Raw genomic sequence first — 14,910 nt, forward strand, 5'->3', positions numbered from 1 at the left:
CGCGCGCTATTTATCCAGGCCGGCCGGCTTTTGCGCGCGTTGTTTCTTTTGCCAGGCCAGCATTTCAAATACGCCGAATAAAAACATGCGCGCCTGGAAAAGACGGCTGAGCTTGGGTTCGTCGCGGGTCAGGGTGGCTTTGAGCAGCGTGAGCTGTAACCCGTGCATAATCACCATAAAAATCATGGCGATATCGAGGAAATATTTTAACGGGCGCGGAAAGGGATGGATCAGGTTAAACACCAGGAATCCCCAGATAAGCAACATCAGTAAACGGCCCAGATTAATCCACATCATGTCGCTCCTGAAAGGGGCCATCTTGACGAATGTACAACCGGCAGGCCACCTGGCCGGCGACTTTTTCGCGGTGCAGGCGCCAGTGCGCGGGCGTCGCGACGTCGTGGTTTTCCGTTTCGGTCTCAAGATAAATCCAGGCGCCGGGCGCCAGCCAGTGATGCTGTTCCAGTAATTGCACCGTCTGGCCGATAAGCCCGCGGCGAAAAGGGGGATCGAGAAAGACCAGATCGTGCGGGGTACCCGGCTGCGCCAGCCAGCGCAGGCTGTCGGTCACGACAACCCGGCCGTTGGCGGCGCCCAGCAACTGCATGTTTTTATCCAGCTGGGCGGCCACGGATCGGTCTTGTTCCAGCAGCGTGGCGGCGCCGGCGTGACGGGACAGCGCCTCCAGGCCCAGCGCGCCGCTGCCGGCAAAACAATCCAGGCAGCGCGCGCCCTGGATCATCGGCGCCAGCCAGTTGAACAGCGTTTCCCGCACCCGGTCGGTGGTAGGGCGCAGCCCCGGGCTATCCGGCACCGGCAGTTTACGCCCGCGCCATTGACCGCCGATAATGCGGATTTGCCCGGCGGGACGCGAAGGGATTTTTTTTGCCATAGATGTCTTATTGTTCGCCAAATCAGTCAAAAAACCGGGTCAGGGTCTGTTGCCGGCTATTCTACCGGGCCGGCGACGCTTGGGGAATGTTAATTCGCTCTTGTTCGCCGACGGCGGGGAAAAGCCAACGCCAGGCGTGTTGAGCGGCCGCGAAGGTGATAAACTATCAGGTTTATCAGTCACGTTATTCATCCGCCATGATTCTTCGGCGAGGAGTGTAGTCGCAAATGGCAAAAGAGAAAAAACGCGGTTTCCTTTCCTGGTTAGGCATTAAGCGTCAGGATGACGAACCGGAACAGGAAAAACCGGTTGACCAGGATGCGCCGATCGCAGCCGATGACGCCGCCGCGTCATCGCCCCCGGCCGGCGAGGCGGCGGCTCGCGATACGGCACGGGATATCGTCGATATCACCGAACAGGTATCGGCGCGACAAACGGAGGGCGACCACGCCGGGCGTGATGACGCGAGTCTGGCCCTTGCCGAAGATGTCCGTCCTGAAGATACGCAACCGCCGGCGCAGGACGATATCGCCGTGGCCGACGGGGATCGCGCCGGATATGGCGAATCAGGCCTGGCCCTCGCAGAAGACGTCCGTCCCGGCGAAGGGGCGTTGGCGGCCGCGGAAGATCTCGCCTGGCGCGACGAGGATAGCGTCGGCGTTCCGGAGAACGACGGGGCCGGCGGCGTGCCCCTGACCGAGCAGCAACGCCCGACCCGGGAAGGTTTTTTCGCCCGCCTGAAGCGGGGGCTGCTCAAGACCAAACAAAACCTCGGATCCGGATTTATCGGATTGTTTACCGGTAAGAAAATAGACGATGATCTGTTTGAACAGCTTGAAGAACAATTGCTGATTGCCGACGTGGGGGTGGAAACCACCCGCAAGATTATCGCCGGCCTTATCGGGCATGCCGACCGCCGGCACCTGAAGGACGCGGACTCGCTTTACGTCAAATTAAAAGAAGAAATGGGCGCCATCCTCGCCAGGGTCGATCGGCCGCTGGATGTGGGCGGCAAGACGCCGTTTGTCATTTTGATGGTCGGCGTCAACGGCGTCGGCAAGACCACCACCATCGGTAAATTGGCGCGCCAGTACCAGGCGCAGGGCAAAACCGTGATGCTGGCGGCCGGCGACACCTTCCGCGCGGCGGCGGTGGAGCAACTGCAGGTCTGGGGCCAGCGTAACCGGATCCCGGTTATCGCCCAGCACACCGGCGCCGATTCCGCATCGGTCATCTTTGATGCCATCCAGGCGGCCAAGGCCCGCGGCGTTGATGTCCTTATCGCCGATACCGCCGGGCGCCTGCAGAACAAAAGCCATTTGATGGATGAACTGAAGAAAATCGTGCGGGTCATGAAAAAGCTGGACGACGACGCCCCCCATGAGGTTATGCTGACCCTGGACGCCAGCACCGGCCAGAACGCCGTCAGCCAGGCGCGGTTATTTAACGAAACGGTGCCGCTCACCGGCATTACCTTGACTAAACTGGACGGTACCGCCAAAGGCGGCGTGATCTTCGCGGTGGCCGACCAGTTCGGTATCCCGATCCGTTATATCGGCGTGGGCGAGGGCATTGAGGATTTGCGGCCGTTTAACGCCCCGGATTTTATTGAGGCGCTATTTTCACGGGATGTTACACAAGAACATTGATTGGTTGCCCAACAGGGTCCATTTTGCCCGAGAGGATTAATTAGGATGATTCGCTTTGAACAGGTCAGCAAAGCGTATCTTGGCGGACGACAGGCGCTGCAAAGCGTCAATTTTCATCTTCGTCCCGCCGAGATGGCCTTTCTGACCGGCCATTCAGGCGCGGGGAAAAGTACCCTGCTGAAACTGATATGCGGTATTGAACGGCCTAGCGCGGGTCATATATTTTTCGGCGGCCACGACATCAGTCGCCTGAAAAATGGCGAGGTGCCCTTTTTACGCCGCCAGATCGGCATGATCTTTCAGGATCATCATTTGCTGCTCGATCGCACCGTCTATGACAATGTGGCGATGCCGCTGATTATCGCCGGCGCCAGCGTCGAGGATATCAGGCGTCGCGTTTCGGCGGCCCTGGACAAGGTCGGCCTGCTGGATAAGGCGCGTAATTTCCCCATCCAGTTGTCGGGCGGCGAACAGCAGCGGGTCGGCATTGCCCGGGCGGTGGTGAATAAACCCGCGGTGCTGCTGGCGGACGAGCCTACCGGTAATCTGGATGACGCCTTGTCGGAGGAGATTTTACGCTTGTTTGAGGAATTTAACCGGGCCGGCGTGACGGTATTGATGGCCACCCATGACCTGAGCCTGATTGCCCGGCGGCGCTATCGCATCATGTCCCTTAGCCAGGGCAGGTTAGACGGGGGCCAGGATGGTGAATAAGCTTAACCGGCCCAAGGGCGCGCGCAGCGCCAAGCCGTTAAAAAACAAAAGTAAGGCGCTGCAAAGCGGCTGGCGCGAGCAATGGGGCTATGCCTGGAAAAGCGCGCTGGCGGATTTGCGCCTGCAGCCCCTGGCGACCTTATTAACTATTGCGGTAATTGCCATTTCGTTGACCTTGCCCAGCGTATGTTATCTGGTATGGAAAAATGTCAGCCAGGCGGCGGAGCAATGGTATCCCGCGCCGCAGTTGACCGTCTACCTGGACAAGGCCCTGGACGACGACGCGGCGCTTAAGGTGCTGGGAAGGCTTAAGCAGGAAGCCGGCGTGGAAAAGGTCAACTATCTGTCCCGCGAGGAGGCGATGGGGGAATTCCGTAACTGGTCGGGCTTCGGCGGCGCGCTTGATATGCTGGAGGAAAATCCGTTGCCCGCGGTGGCCATTATTACGCCTAAGCTGGATTTTCAGAGCGCCGACACCCTCAAGACCCTGCGCGACCGGGTCGCGGCGGTGCCGGGAGTGGATGAAGTCCGCATGGACGACAGCTGGTTTGCTCGCCTGGCGGCGTTAACCGGGCTGGTGGGGCAGGTTGCCGCCACCATTGGTCTGCTGATGATTATCGCGGTGTTCCTGGTTATCGGCAACAGCATCAGGCTGAGTATTTTCAGCCGCCGCGAAACCATTAATGTAATGAAGCTGCTGGGCGCCACCGACGGCTTTATCCTGCGGCCGTTTCTTAACGGCGGCGCGCTGCTGGGCCTGGGGGGCGCGATTTTGTCGCTGATCCTTTCGGAAACACTGGTCTGGCGGCTGGAGTCGGTGGTGGCGAAGGTCGCCGCGGTATTCGGCACCTCCTTTGCGCTGCACGGACTGGACTGGGAAGAGACGCTGCTGCTGCTGCTGATTTCCGCCATGATAGGCTGGGTGGCCGCCTGGATGGCGACGGTGCAACATTTACGTCATTTTACACCCCAATAACGTTTTTTTGTTATAATAGGGCATCGGATGTTGCGACCGCACGAGCTGATCCCCGTAGATAATGGTTATGAACTAAAATCGCTGTGAGCTAAAAATGGCAATGAACTAAGGTGTTCATCCCCGGTCTCATTAATGGCTAGCTGATTAATGAGGCCCATCAACCGGGCGCGCCATCAGGCAGCAGCATCAGAACATATTACGAGAGGACTTGAATGATTAAAGATATGCAAGCTTTAGCCCTGATTCCCCAAGGCAGTCTGGAAGCCTATATCCGGGCAGCCAACGCCTATCCTATGCTTACAGCGGAGGAAGAGCGGTCATTGGCTGAACAGCTGCATTATCAGGGCGACCTGGAGGCGGCCAAGCGGCTAATCCTGTCACACCTGCGCTTTGTCGTTCATATTGCGCGTAATTATTCCGGCTACGGCCTGCCGCAGGCCGACCTGATCCAGGAAGGCAACATCGGGCTGATGAAGGCGGTCCGCCGCTTTAACCCCGAAGTCGGGGTGCGCCTGGTTTCCTTTGCCGTCCATTGGATCAAGGCCGAAATCCACGAATATGTATTGCGCAATTGGCGCATCGTGAAGGTGGCCACCACCAAGGCGCAGCGCAAGCTGTTCTTCAACCTGCGCAAGAGCAAGCAGCGCCTGGGGTGGTTTAACCAGGACGAAGTGGAGATGGTGGCCAAAACCCTGGGCGTGACCAGCAAGGACGTGCGGGAAATGGAATCGCGCATGGCGGCGCAGGATATGACCTTCGATCCAACGCCGGATGAAGAAGCCCGTGACGGGCAAGCGATGTCCCCCATGCTGTACCTGCAGGACAAGTCCTCCGACTTTGCCGACGGTATCGAGGAGGATAACTGGGACGATCATGCGGCGGATAAGCTCAGCGTGGCGCTGGAAGGGTTGGATGAACGCAGCCAGCACATCATCCGCGCGCGCTGGCTTGACGATGACAACAAATCCACGCTGCAGGAGCTGGCGGATAAATATGGCGTCTCGGCGGAACGCGTGCGCCAGCTGGAAAAAAACGCCATGAAAAAGATGCGTCTGGCGATAGAATCCTGACGGGTTTTTCAATCAAATCATAATTCCAAACGGCCGGTATATATACCGGCCGTTCTCATTTTGAGCTCCCGCCCGCTCATCAATAAGTGACGTATTAAATATTTATTTAGTTAAATAACTCTGCAATAAATTATGAATGTAATGGAATATTTTTTTGTACTTAATGATGAATATTATTTTTACTAAAAATAGGCAGGGAATAACAATTTTCTGATTGATGTAGTCATCGTTATTTTATTATTGAACAAGTCTGCCTTTATCATCCCTATTGAAGTCGATAAACTTAACGGGTAAAGTTATACATAATCCGCTTATAATATTCTGCTATAGAGAAATAAAATAGTAACAGGAGATAATATGGAAAAGGTTAATGGGAATATTCCCACTGACAATGGAGTGATCGCATTTACGCCCCCACCTGCCGACAGCATGGTCGCACATAATACGATACTGGCCGGAAGACTACGCAACGCCGGAAACGCGCCCGGTTGCACAGCACTGAATCAGTGTCATCACCCCATGGGCCATTATCCAATGCCAACGGCCATCTATCTCCCCGTTTATCCCGTCTATATGGGATGTTATACGCCGGGATATGTTTATCCGCCCCGGGCTATGGTGCATAACCAAATAAACCTGTCTGTCTGCACTTCGCCTGAAATAGCCGCTTATCCGCAAGAGAGCCGGCAGCAAGCCGTTGGTAAAGAAAGACTCCCGGTTTTTCCCAGCCGGTTCCAAGGTACCTATCGCGGCCCGCTACGCAGCAAGAAAGATATCGCTAAGCCGTCCATGCCTAATCCTGTTGACTCAGCTATTGATACCGGCTCATTAAATGAAAATAAGAAATTCATATTAAAGTGAGCGGAATAATATAAATAGCCATAGTGGTATGTGATCATGCTGCCGCTTTACCCGCCCTAATGCATTCCCGGAAGCCGGCTGGAATCAACGGCGTTTGTGCCAGCCGTCCGGCTCCTGGCAAAAACCGCAGGCATCCATAAACTGCGCCATCACCGCCAGGTCTTCGAAGTATTGGTTATTGCCTAGCCACCAATGATTGATTTCCGGCAGCAGCCGCTGCACTTCCGTCATAAGATAGAGCCCTACGCCGCGGCGGCGGGTTACCGCGCGCACCTGCGGCGCCACCAGGCGGCCTTCGTTCCATTCGTTATCAATGATCACCTGCACCGCGCCTAATAACCTGTCGTTAAAACGGGCGGCGAACACCGCGTGCGAGCCGGAAAGGCGGGCGTTGAGCAACGCGATATCGGTATTTGGCCAAATTTTCGCCAAATCAATCATATCCTGCGGGGTAAAACGGGATAACTGCTCAATAGTCAATTTCATACGTGTAATCACTTAAGACATAAAAAAATAATGTAGCGAATTTGTTGACAAAAGATTGTCTAAATCTTGCGATGATTAAAATAGCAATAAGTGATGCCCATCACAATAATTCCGGGTAAACGATCTCCTTGAATAGCCTAACCTAGCACGACCCGCTAGAAGATGATGAAAATACCGATAATAATATCATTATTTTGTGCTGTCCATGCAGGTTATTTCTGAAAGTATAAGTTGATTTACAGCATAATATTTCTGTTTAATAATATGAAAAATAAAGCTTATTAGAGAATCTTCGCAATCTGTAGGCTAAAGCATTATTACATATAATAAAAATACCAAATAGCGGTGAAAAACCGGCCAAAAAACAGGCAGCAAACACAACAAAACGGAGAACAGTGGATGAAATTCAACAAAGGCAACGCTTTGCTGGCCGGCTGTATGGCCATGGCAATGAGCCATTCCGTCTGGGCACAAGATATCAAGGTCGCCGTGGTCGGCGCAATGTCCGGTCCGGTTGCCCAATATGGCGACATGGAATTTACCGGGGCGCGCCAGGCCATTGCCGATATTAACGCCAAGGGCGGGGTAAAGGGCAACAAACTGGTGGGCGTCGAATATGATGACGCCTGCGATCCAAAGCAGGCGGTGGCGGTGGCCAATAAAGTCATCAACGATGGCATAAAGTATGTCATCGGCCATCTTTGCTCCTCCTCCACCCAGCCGGCGTCCGATATCTATGAAGACGAGGGCGTCATCATGATCACCCCGGCGGCCACCAATGCCGACCTGACCACGCGCGGCTATAAGATGATTATGCGTACCACCGGCCTGGACTCCGATCAGGGGCCGACCGCCGCGAAATACATCCTTGACGCGGTCAAACCTAAACGCATCGCCGTGGTTCACGACAAACAGCAGTACGGCGAGGGTCTGGCGCGTTCGGTACAGGACAGCCTGAAGAAAAATGGCGGCAACGTGGTGCTGTTCGAAGGGATCACCGCCGGTGATAAGGATTTCTCAACCCTGGTGGCGCGCCTGAAGAAAGAGAACGTTGATTTCGTTTATTTCGGCGGGTATTACCCGGAAATGGGGCAAATCCTGCGCCAGGCTAAACAGGCCGGACTGACCACCAAATTCATGGGGCCGGAAGGGGTAGGCAATTCCTCGTTATCCAACATCGCCGGCGCCGCCTCCGAAGGCATGCTGGTGACCCTGCCGAAGCGTTATGATCAGGTACCGTCCAACCAGCCGATAGTCGCCGCGCTGAAGGCGAAAAAGCTCGATCCCACCGGTCCGTTCGTCTGGACTACCTATGCGGCGGTACAGTCCCTGGCGGCCGGTATGGAAAGCGCCGGCATGGAACCGGCCGATATCGTCAAGGACCTGAAAGCCAGGACCGTGGAAACCGTTATGGGTCCATTGAGCTGGGATGAGAAGGGCGATCTGAAAGGATTTGAGTTCGGCGTATTTACATGGCACGCAGACGGTACTTCCACACCGATTAAATAATCTGCCGTTCCTCCCTGGTTAAAAAAATATCGCCGCTCCCGTTGGCCTCGCGTCACCGGGAGCGGCTTCGAAGGTTAAGGTATGTCCGAGCAGTTCCTTTATTTTATGCAGCAGTTGTTCAACGGCCTGACGTTGGGCAGCACCTATGCATTGATTGCCATTGGCTACACCATGGTTTACGGCATTATCGGCATGATTAACTTCGCCCACGGCGAAGTCTATATGATCGGCAGTTATGTCTCCTTTATTGTTATTGCCGCGCTGATGATGATGGGCATCGACGCCGGCTGGCTGCTGATCGGCGCCGGGTTTATCGCCGCCATCGTGATTTCCAGCGCCTACGGCTGGAGCATAGAACGGGTGGCCTATAAGCCGGTACGCTCCTCCAAGCGCCTGATTGCCCTGATTTCCGCCATCGGCATGTCTATTTTCCTGCAAAACTACGTTAGCCTGACGCAGGGTTCGCGGGATCTGGCGCTGCCGAGCCTGGCCAGCGGCCAATGGGTGCTGGGCGAAAGCAATGGTTTTGTCACCAGCATCAGCACCATGCAATTTACCATCTGGGCGGTGACCTTTGTCGCCATGCTGGCCCTGACGTTGTTTATTCGTTATTCACGCATGGGCCGCGCCTGTCGCGCCTGCGCGGAAGATTTGAAAATGGCCAGCCTGCTCGGCATCAGCACCGACCGGGTTATTTCACTGACCTTTGTGATTGGCGCGGCGATGGCGGCGGTGGCCGGCGTGCTGCTGGGCCAGTTTTATGGCGTCATCAACCCCTATATCGGCTTCATGGCCGGCATGAAGGCGTTTACCGCCGCGGTGTTGGGCGGTATCGGCAGCATTCCCGGCGCGATGCTGGGCGGGTTGATCCTGGGGGTAGCAGAGGCGCTGACCTCGGCCTACCTGAGCAGCGAATATAAAGACGTGGTCTCGTTCGCGTTGCTTATCGTGGTGTTGCTGGTGCTGCCCACCGGCATCCTGGGCCGTCCGGAGGTTGAGAAGGTATGAAGATCAACCATTTATTAAACGCGCTGTTCTGCGCGTTTATGCTGCTGGTGCTGGCCGCCTTTATGATGGGTATGCGCCTGAGCCTGGACGGTACCCACCTGGTGGTGCATAACGCCGGTGCGGTACGCTGGTATTGGATCGGTGCCGGCTGCGCGGTGGTGTTCGTGTTCCAGCTGTTGCGGCCGGTTTTCCAGCATAGCCTGAAAAAAATCAGCGGGCCGTCCTGGGTATTGCCGAGCTTTGACGGCTCCACGCCGCGCCAGAAATGGCTCGCGCTGGTAATGATCCTGGCCGCCATCGCCTGGCCGTTCCTGGTATCGCGCGGCACGGTGGATATCGCCACCCTGACGCTTATCTATGTGATGCTGGGCCTGGGGTTGAACGTGGTGGTGGGATTATCCGGCCTGCTGGTACTGGGCTATGGCGGATTCTATGCCATCGGCGCCTATACCTATGCGTTGCTGAATCATTACTGCGGCCTGGGTTTTTGGGAAAGCCTGCCCCTGGCGGGGCTGGTCGCCGCCGGTTTTGGCCTGTTGTTGGGTTTTCCTGTGCTGCGCCTGCGCGGCGATTATCTGGCCATCGTTACCCTGGGATTTGGCGAGATCGTCCGTATCCTGCTGCTTAACAATACCGAGATAACCGGCGGGCCGAACGGGATCAGCCAGATCCCGAAACCCACCTTTTTTGGCCTGGAGTTTAACCGCAGCCCGCGCGACGGCGGTTGGGACACCTTCCATAACTTTTTTGGCCTGACCTACGACCCCAGCGACCGGATTATCTTTTTATATATGGTGGCGCTGCTGTTGGTGATTTTAACCTTGTTTGTGATAAACCGTCTGCTGCGCATGCCGCTGGGCCGGGCCTGGGAGGCGCTGCGCGAGGATGAAATCGCCTGTCGTTCGCTGGGCCTGAGCCCGACCCGTATCAAACTGACCGCCTTTACCATCAGCGCGGCGTTCGCCGGTTTTGCCGGGACGCTGTTTGCCGCGCGCCAGGGTTTTGTCAGCCCGGAGTCGTTTACCTTCGTCGAATCCGCCTTTGTGCTGGCCATTGTGGTGTTGGGCGGTATGGGGTCGCAGTTCGCGGTGATCCTGGCGGCCATCCTGCTGGTGGTGTCCCGCGAGCTGATGCGTGACCTGAACCAGTACAGCATGCTGCTGTTGGGCGCGTTGATGGTGCTGATGATGATCTGGCGACCGCAGGGCCTGTTGCCGATGAAACGTCCGCAGATGAAAATGAAGACCGGTAAAGGAGCGCAGGCATGACGTCCACGGCATTGCAGCCCCTGTTATCCGTTAAGGCGTTGACCATGCGTTTTGGCGGTCTGCTGGCGGTTAACCAGGTTGAACTGGAATTATTCCCCGGCGAAATCGTGTCGCTGATCGGCCCCAACGGCGCCGGTAAAACGACGGTGTTTAACTGCCTGACCGGGTTTTATCGTCCCACCGGCGGCACTATCATGCTGCGCGATCAGCATCTGGAAGGGCTTCCGGGCCAAACCATCGCCCGTATGGGGGTGGTGCGTACCTTCCAGCATGTGCGCTTATTCCGGGAAATGACGGTAATCGAAAACCTGCTGGTGGCGCAGCATCAGCATCTTAAAAGCGGCGTATTTGCCGGCTTGCTGAAAACCCGCGCCTTCCGCCAGGCGGAAGCCGAGGCGCAGGATTATGCCGGCGCCTGGCTTGACCGCGTGGGTTTACTGGAGTTGGCTAACCGTCAGGCGGGTAATCTGGCCTATGGCCAGCAGCGCCGGCTGGAGATTGCCCGGTGCATGGTGACGCGCCCGTCGCTGCTGATGCTTGATGAACCGGCGGCCGGCCTGAACCCGAATGAGACCGCCGAGCTGAACCTGCTGATTGCCGAACTGCGGTCACAGCATAATGTATCGGTGTTATTGATTGAGCATGATATGAAGTTGGTGATGGGTATTTCCGATCGCATTTATGTGGTTAACCAGGGCATGCCGTTGGCAAAGGGTACGCCCGCCGAGATTCGCAGTAACCCGGACGTGATTCGGGCCTATTTGGGAGAGGCCTGATGACTCAGGATACCGCTATGCTGTCATTGCACCGGGTGTCGGCGCATTACGGTAAAATCCAGGCGTTGCATGAGGTGAGCCTGCATATTAATCCGGGCGAGATCGTGACGCTTATCGGCGCCAACGGCGCCGGCAAAACCACGTTGTTGGGTACGCTGTGTGGTGATCCGCGCGCCTCCAAGGGCCGGATTATGTTTGAGGGCGGCGATATTACCGATTGGCCGACGGCGCGGATCATGCGTGCCTCGATTGCCATCGTGCCGGAAGGGCGGCGGGTGTTTTCGCGGATGACGGTGGAAGAGAACCTGGCGATGGGGGGGTTCTTTGCCGACCGTCCGCAGTATCAGCAGCGGATTAAGCGGGTGTTCGAGCTTTTCCCGCGTTTGTATGAGCGTCGTGTGCAGCGCGCGGGCACCATGTCCGGGGGCGAGCAGCAGATGCTGGCCATTGGGCGGGCGTTGATGAGCCAGCCGCGATTGCTGCTGCTGGATGAGCCTTCGCTGGGACTGGCGCCGATTATTATCCAGCAGATATTCGATACCATCGAGCAGTTGCGTCAGGAGGGGATGACCATTTTCCTGGTGGAGCAGAATGCGAACCAGGCGCTGAAACTGGCTGACCGCGGCTATGTGTTGGAAAACGGCCATGTGGTGCTGGAGGATAGCGGCGAGGCGTTGCTGGCGAACGAGGCGGTGCGCAGCGCTTATCTGGGCGGGTGAGGTTATGTTGCCGCGGCGAGGGTTTGGCTGATGCTTGCGGGGAGGTTTATGTTGCCGCGGCGAGGGTTTGGCCTGATGCTTGCGGGGAGATTTATGTTACCGCGGTGAGGGTTTGGCTGACGCTTGCGGGGAGGTTTATGTTGCCGCGGCGAGGGTTTGGCTGATGCTTGCGGGTGAGGTTTATGTTGCCGCGGCGAGGGCTTGGCTGATGCTTGCGGGGAGGTTTATGTTGCCGCGGCTGGGGTTTCGCTGACACTTGCGGGTGAGGTTTATGTTGCCGCGGCGAGGGCTTCGCTTGCCATGCGTTCGGCTATTTTATGTCGTGCCGGGTGCCGGCAAGCGACAAGGAGGCCGTACCGCGACGGCCTCCTTGACCTCCGCGCGTCCGGCAGATCGTGCGCCGCTGCGCGGTGCCCGGCATCACCCATCCCGGCTTGTGGACCGCCCGGCATGCGCTCCCGGCGCAGCCCGGGCTTTCGCCGCTCCCGGCGGCTCATCCAGCCGTGACGTGCGCCGCCGGCGCACTCTATGCCGGCACCACGTCAACACCATCGCCTGCCAGCAAAACAGCGTTTTGGGGTCCTTAGCGGTATGCGCTTACCGGGAAAGGTCTCAGTATTCGTTTTGCGCTAATGTTTACAGGCTGATGGCTAATGGCTGAAAGCGTAATGCTTAATGTTAAAACTCAAAACTCAAAACTCAAAACTCAAAATTGAATGATGAATGTCATATGTCATAACTGCATAACTACATAACTGCATAACTGCATAACTGCATAACTGCATAACTGCATAACTGCATAACTGCATAACTGCATAACTGCATGACTGCATGACTGATAAGTCTCTTTCGGTATGCCTGCTTTTCGCTATGTCAGCGGCATTCCAGACCCGTTGCATTCTGTAATGGTTAACCGTATCCCGGCGCCAGACCTTATCCCAAGCATCAGCGCCGCTGTTGTTTCATAATATGCGGTGCGAACAGCGACATGGGGACCGGCATAAAGCGCGCTGACGGCGCCTGTGACCCCGGCATGAGCCGCCGGGAGCGGCGAAAGGCCCGGTAGCGCCGGGAGCGCATACCGGGCCGGTGCATCACGGGGGCATGGGCGGCGGAAGGCATCGCGCAGCGACGCGCGACCTGCCGGGCGCGCGGAGGTCAAGGAGGCCGTCGCGGTACGGCCTCTTTGTCGCTTGCCGGCACCCGGCATTCCATATAACCGCCGAACGCACGGCAAGCGAAACCTTCTCCGAAACGACATAAACCTCCCCGCCTCCCGCCTCCCGCCGTCAGTCGCCAGCAGCCAGCAGATTCATTGTGATGCTTGCCGGCCCGCCTGTAAGCTCAAAGCGCAGCGGGCCTGCCGCGCCGGGGTGCGCTCCGGTGAACTGATACTGCCGCTTCGCCCCCATCGGCAGGCTTTCCCGCTGGGAATTAAGGGCGTTAAGCCGACTCGCCGGTTAATTTTGACACCGTCAGGCCCGCCTGGCGACGCGCTGGGCGGAGAATTCGCCGCGCGCTGTCACCCCGCTGTCATAAGGGTGTTATTTTTCTGTCATTTCAGCATGTCATGTTACAGGCCGATGAACTTTTCCGGCATTCAGGAGCATGGCATGTTGAAGCACTCAATTCGTATCGCCGCCTTAAGCGTGGCGTTGACGCTGGCCGTGAGCACCAGCGCCCAGGCAGTGACCGAAATTCCTTTCTGGCATTCAATGGATAGCGTGCTGGGCACCGAGGTGGATTCCCTGGCCGCGCGCTTTAACCAGACGCATCCTGATTATCATGTCGTGCCGGTGTACAAGGGGAATTACGAGCAGGGCCTGACGGCGGGCATCGCGGCATTCCGTACCGGCACCGCGCCGGCGATTTTGCAGGTGTATGAAGTCGGCACCGCCACCATGATGGCCAGCAAGGCCTATAAGCCGGTGTACCAGGTGTTTGAACAGGCCGGCATCAAGAATGACGAGTCGGCGTTTGTGCCCACCGTTTCCGGCTACTACAGCGACAGTAAGACCGGGCATCTGCTGTCCCAACCCTTCAACAGCTCGACCCCGGTATTGTATTACAACAAGGACGCCTTTAAAAAAGCCGGACTGGATCCGGAACATGCCCCGCAAACCTGGCAGGAACTGGCCGCGGCGGCCGCTAAACTGCGCGCCAGCGGTATGGCATGCGGTTATGCCAGCGGCTGGCAGGGTTGGATCCAAATCGAGAACTTCAGCGCCTGGCATGGCCTGCCGGTGGCGACCAAGGATAACGGCTTTGCCGGCAACGACGCGGAGCTGATTTTTAATAAGCCCGAGCAGGTGAAACATATCCAATTGCTGTCGGACATGAACAAGAAAGGGGATTTCAGCTATTTCGGCCGTAAGGACGAGTCCACCGAGAAGTTTTACAACGGCTCATGCGGCATGACCACCGCCTCGTCAGGCTCCCTGGCCGCGATTCGCCAGTATGCCAAGTTTAATTACGGCGTGGGTATGATGCCGTATGACGCCGACGTGAAGAACGCGCCGCAAAACGCCATTATCGGCGGCGCCAGCCTGTGGGTGATGAGCGGTAAGGATGACGCGACCTATAAAGGGGTGGCGGAGTTCCTGCAGTTCCTTGCCCAGCCTGATATCGCCGCCGAGTGGCATCAGAAAACCGGTTACCTGCCCATCACCACCGCCGCGTATGAGCTGACCCGATCCCAGGGTTTTTATGACAAAAACCCCGGCGCCGATATCGCCACCCGCCAGATGCTGAATAAACCGCCGTTGCCGTTCACCAAAGGCATGCGGTTGGGCAATATGCAGCAAATCCGCACCGTGGTGGACGAAGAGCTGGAACGCGTCTGGACCGGCAAGGCCACGCCTCAGGAGGCCCTGGACAGCGCGGTTAAACGCGGCAACCAGTTGCTGCGCCGGTTTGAACAATCGCTGAAGTAAACCTCAGTTGGCGACCCGCCGCGCCGTGCGGCGGGTACATTTTTGCATT

Annotated in this window: 14 protein-coding genes; 11 read left to right on the plus strand and 3 right to left on the minus strand. The window is 57.0% G+C overall.

Going from position 1 to position 14,910, the window contains the following annotated elements; all coding sequences use genetic code 11:
• Positions 1-6: 6 nt before the first annotated feature.
• Both ACL2XN_RS18900 and rsmD read right to left on the minus strand, forming a co-directional pair.
• Positions 7-294 (minus strand): DUF1145 family protein, encoded by a 288-nt coding sequence (locus tag ACL2XN_RS18900; RefSeq protein WP_410016695.1) that lies wholly within the window; start codon positions 292-294, stop codon positions 7-9.
• Complete coding sequence (rsmD, locus tag ACL2XN_RS18905; protein ID WP_410013069.1) at positions 284-892, minus strand: 16S rRNA (guanine(966)-N(2))-methyltransferase; 609 nt, start codon at positions 890-892, stop codon at positions 284-286. The genes ACL2XN_RS18900 and rsmD overlap by 11 nt, the downstream gene beginning before the upstream one ends.
• Before the next feature lie 227 nt (positions 893-1,119).
• Here rsmD and ftsY point away from each other — a divergent pair, with 227 nt between their 5' ends.
• The 5 genes from ftsY (at position 1,120) to ACL2XN_RS18930 (ending at position 6,162) form a co-directional block, all read left to right on the plus strand.
• Positions 1,120-2,541, plus strand: coding sequence for a signal recognition particle-docking protein FtsY (gene ftsY, locus ACL2XN_RS18910; RefSeq protein ID WP_413729253.1), 1,422 nt, complete (start codon positions 1,120-1,122; stop codon positions 2,539-2,541).
• A gap of 45 nt (positions 2,542-2,586) precedes the next feature.
• Positions 2,587-3,255 (plus strand): cell division ATP-binding protein FtsE, encoded by a 669-nt coding sequence (ftsE, locus tag ACL2XN_RS18915; RefSeq protein WP_410013071.1) that lies wholly within the window; start codon positions 2,587-2,589, stop codon positions 3,253-3,255.
• Entirely contained in the window at positions 3,245-4,231 is a 987-nt protein-coding gene (gene ftsX / locus ACL2XN_RS18920) for a permease-like cell division protein FtsX (RefSeq protein WP_410013072.1), read from the plus strand. The genes ftsE and ftsX overlap by 11 nt, the downstream gene beginning before the upstream one ends.
• 212 nt (positions 4,232-4,443) lie before the next feature.
• Positions 4,444-5,301 (plus strand): RNA polymerase sigma factor RpoH, encoded by an 858-nt coding sequence (rpoH, locus tag ACL2XN_RS18925; RefSeq protein WP_410013073.1) that lies wholly within the window; start codon positions 4,444-4,446, stop codon positions 5,299-5,301.
• 357 nt (positions 5,302-5,658) lie between these two features.
• The gene (locus tag ACL2XN_RS18930; RefSeq protein ID WP_413729254.1) at positions 5,659-6,162 is read left to right on the plus strand and encodes a hypothetical protein; all 504 of its coding nucleotides are present in this window, start codon (positions 5,659-5,661) and stop codon (positions 6,160-6,162) included.
• A gap of 84 nt (positions 6,163-6,246) precedes the next feature.
• Here ACL2XN_RS18930 and panM read toward each other — a convergent pair whose 3' ends face one another.
• Positions 6,247-6,648 carry an aspartate 1-decarboxylase autocleavage activator PanM gene (gene panM / locus ACL2XN_RS18935; RefSeq protein ID WP_410013075.1) on the minus strand — a complete coding sequence of 134 codons (402 nt, stop codon included), beginning with the start codon at positions 6,646-6,648 and terminating at the stop codon, positions 6,247-6,249.
• Positions 6,649-7,047: 399 nt separating this feature from the next.
• Here panM and ACL2XN_RS18940 point away from each other — a divergent pair, with 399 nt between their 5' ends.
• From ACL2XN_RS18940 to ugpB, 6 genes are all read left to right on the plus strand, one after another.
• Positions 7,048-8,157, plus strand: a complete 1,110-nt coding sequence (locus ACL2XN_RS18940) for a branched-chain amino acid ABC transporter substrate-binding protein (RefSeq protein WP_410013076.1) — start codon at positions 7,048-7,050, stop codon at positions 8,155-8,157.
• Positions 8,158-8,238: 81 nt separating this feature from the next.
• Complete coding sequence (gene livH / locus ACL2XN_RS18945) at positions 8,239-9,165, plus strand: high-affinity branched-chain amino acid ABC transporter permease LivH (RefSeq protein WP_331120756.1); 927 nt, start codon at positions 8,239-8,241, stop codon at positions 9,163-9,165.
• On the plus strand, positions 9,162-10,433 hold the full coding sequence (locus ACL2XN_RS18950; protein ID WP_410013077.1) for a high-affinity branched-chain amino acid ABC transporter permease LivM: 1,272 nt from the start codon (positions 9,162-9,164) through the stop codon (positions 10,431-10,433). The genes livH and ACL2XN_RS18950 overlap by 4 nt, the downstream gene beginning before the upstream one ends.
• Positions 10,430-11,209, plus strand: a complete 780-nt coding sequence (livG, locus tag ACL2XN_RS18955; RefSeq protein ID WP_410013078.1) for a high-affinity branched-chain amino acid ABC transporter ATP-binding protein LivG — start codon at positions 10,430-10,432, stop codon at positions 11,207-11,209. Before ACL2XN_RS18950 ends, livG begins: the two co-directional genes overlap by 4 nt.
• Positions 11,209-11,928, plus strand: coding sequence for a high-affinity branched-chain amino acid ABC transporter ATP-binding protein LivF (gene livF / locus ACL2XN_RS18960; RefSeq protein ID WP_410013079.1), 720 nt, complete (start codon positions 11,209-11,211; stop codon positions 11,926-11,928). The genes livG and livF overlap by 1 nt, the downstream gene beginning before the upstream one ends.
• Positions 11,929-13,541: 1,613 nt before the next feature.
• Complete coding sequence (gene ugpB / locus ACL2XN_RS18965; protein ID WP_413721649.1) at positions 13,542-14,861, plus strand: sn-glycerol-3-phosphate ABC transporter substrate-binding protein UgpB; 1,320 nt, start codon at positions 13,542-13,544, stop codon at positions 14,859-14,861.
• The last annotated feature ends 49 nt before the right edge of the window (positions 14,862-14,910 follow it).

Source organism: Sodalis sp. RH22 (genome assembly GCF_047324165.1).
GTDB lineage: Bacteria > Pseudomonadota > Gammaproteobacteria > Enterobacterales > Enterobacteriaceae > Acerihabitans.

What these genes read in the sequence shown, in the direction of transcription:
- ACL2XN_RS18900 (WP_410016695.1), bottom strand. Translation starts at nt 294, where the DNA reads ATGTGGATTAATCTGGGCCGTTTACTGATGTTGCTTATCTGGGGATTC.
- rsmD (WP_410013069.1), bottom strand. Translation starts at nt 892, where the DNA reads ATGGCAAAAAAAATCCCTTCGCGTCCCGCCGGGCAAATCCGCATTATC.
- ftsY (WP_413729253.1), top strand. Translation starts at nt 1,120, where the DNA reads ATGGCAAAAGAGAAAAAACGCGGTTTCCTTTCCTGGTTAGGCATTAAG.
- ftsE (WP_410013071.1), top strand. Translation starts at nt 2,587, where the DNA reads ATGATTCGCTTTGAACAGGTCAGCAAAGCGTATCTTGGCGGACGACAG.
- ftsX (WP_410013072.1), top strand. Translation starts at nt 3,245, where the DNA reads ATGGTGAATAAGCTTAACCGGCCCAAGGGCGCGCGCAGCGCCAAGCCG.
- rpoH (WP_410013073.1), top strand. Translation starts at nt 4,444, where the DNA reads ATGATTAAAGATATGCAAGCTTTAGCCCTGATTCCCCAAGGCAGTCTG.
- ACL2XN_RS18930 (WP_413729254.1), top strand. Translation starts at nt 5,659, where the DNA reads ATGGAAAAGGTTAATGGGAATATTCCCACTGACAATGGAGTGATCGCA.
- panM (WP_410013075.1), bottom strand. Translation starts at nt 6,648, where the DNA reads ATGAAATTGACTATTGAGCAGTTATCCCGTTTTACCCCGCAGGATATG.
- ACL2XN_RS18940 (WP_410013076.1), top strand. Translation starts at nt 7,048, where the DNA reads ATGAAATTCAACAAAGGCAACGCTTTGCTGGCCGGCTGTATGGCCATG.
- livH (WP_331120756.1), top strand. Translation starts at nt 8,239, where the DNA reads ATGTCCGAGCAGTTCCTTTATTTTATGCAGCAGTTGTTCAACGGCCTG.
- ACL2XN_RS18950 (WP_410013077.1), top strand. Translation starts at nt 9,162, where the DNA reads ATGAAGATCAACCATTTATTAAACGCGCTGTTCTGCGCGTTTATGCTG.
- livG (WP_410013078.1), top strand. Translation starts at nt 10,430, where the DNA reads ATGACGTCCACGGCATTGCAGCCCCTGTTATCCGTTAAGGCGTTGACC.
- livF (WP_410013079.1), top strand. Translation starts at nt 11,209, where the DNA reads ATGACTCAGGATACCGCTATGCTGTCATTGCACCGGGTGTCGGCGCAT.
- ugpB (WP_413721649.1), top strand. Translation starts at nt 13,542, where the DNA reads ATGTTGAAGCACTCAATTCGTATCGCCGCCTTAAGCGTGGCGTTGACG.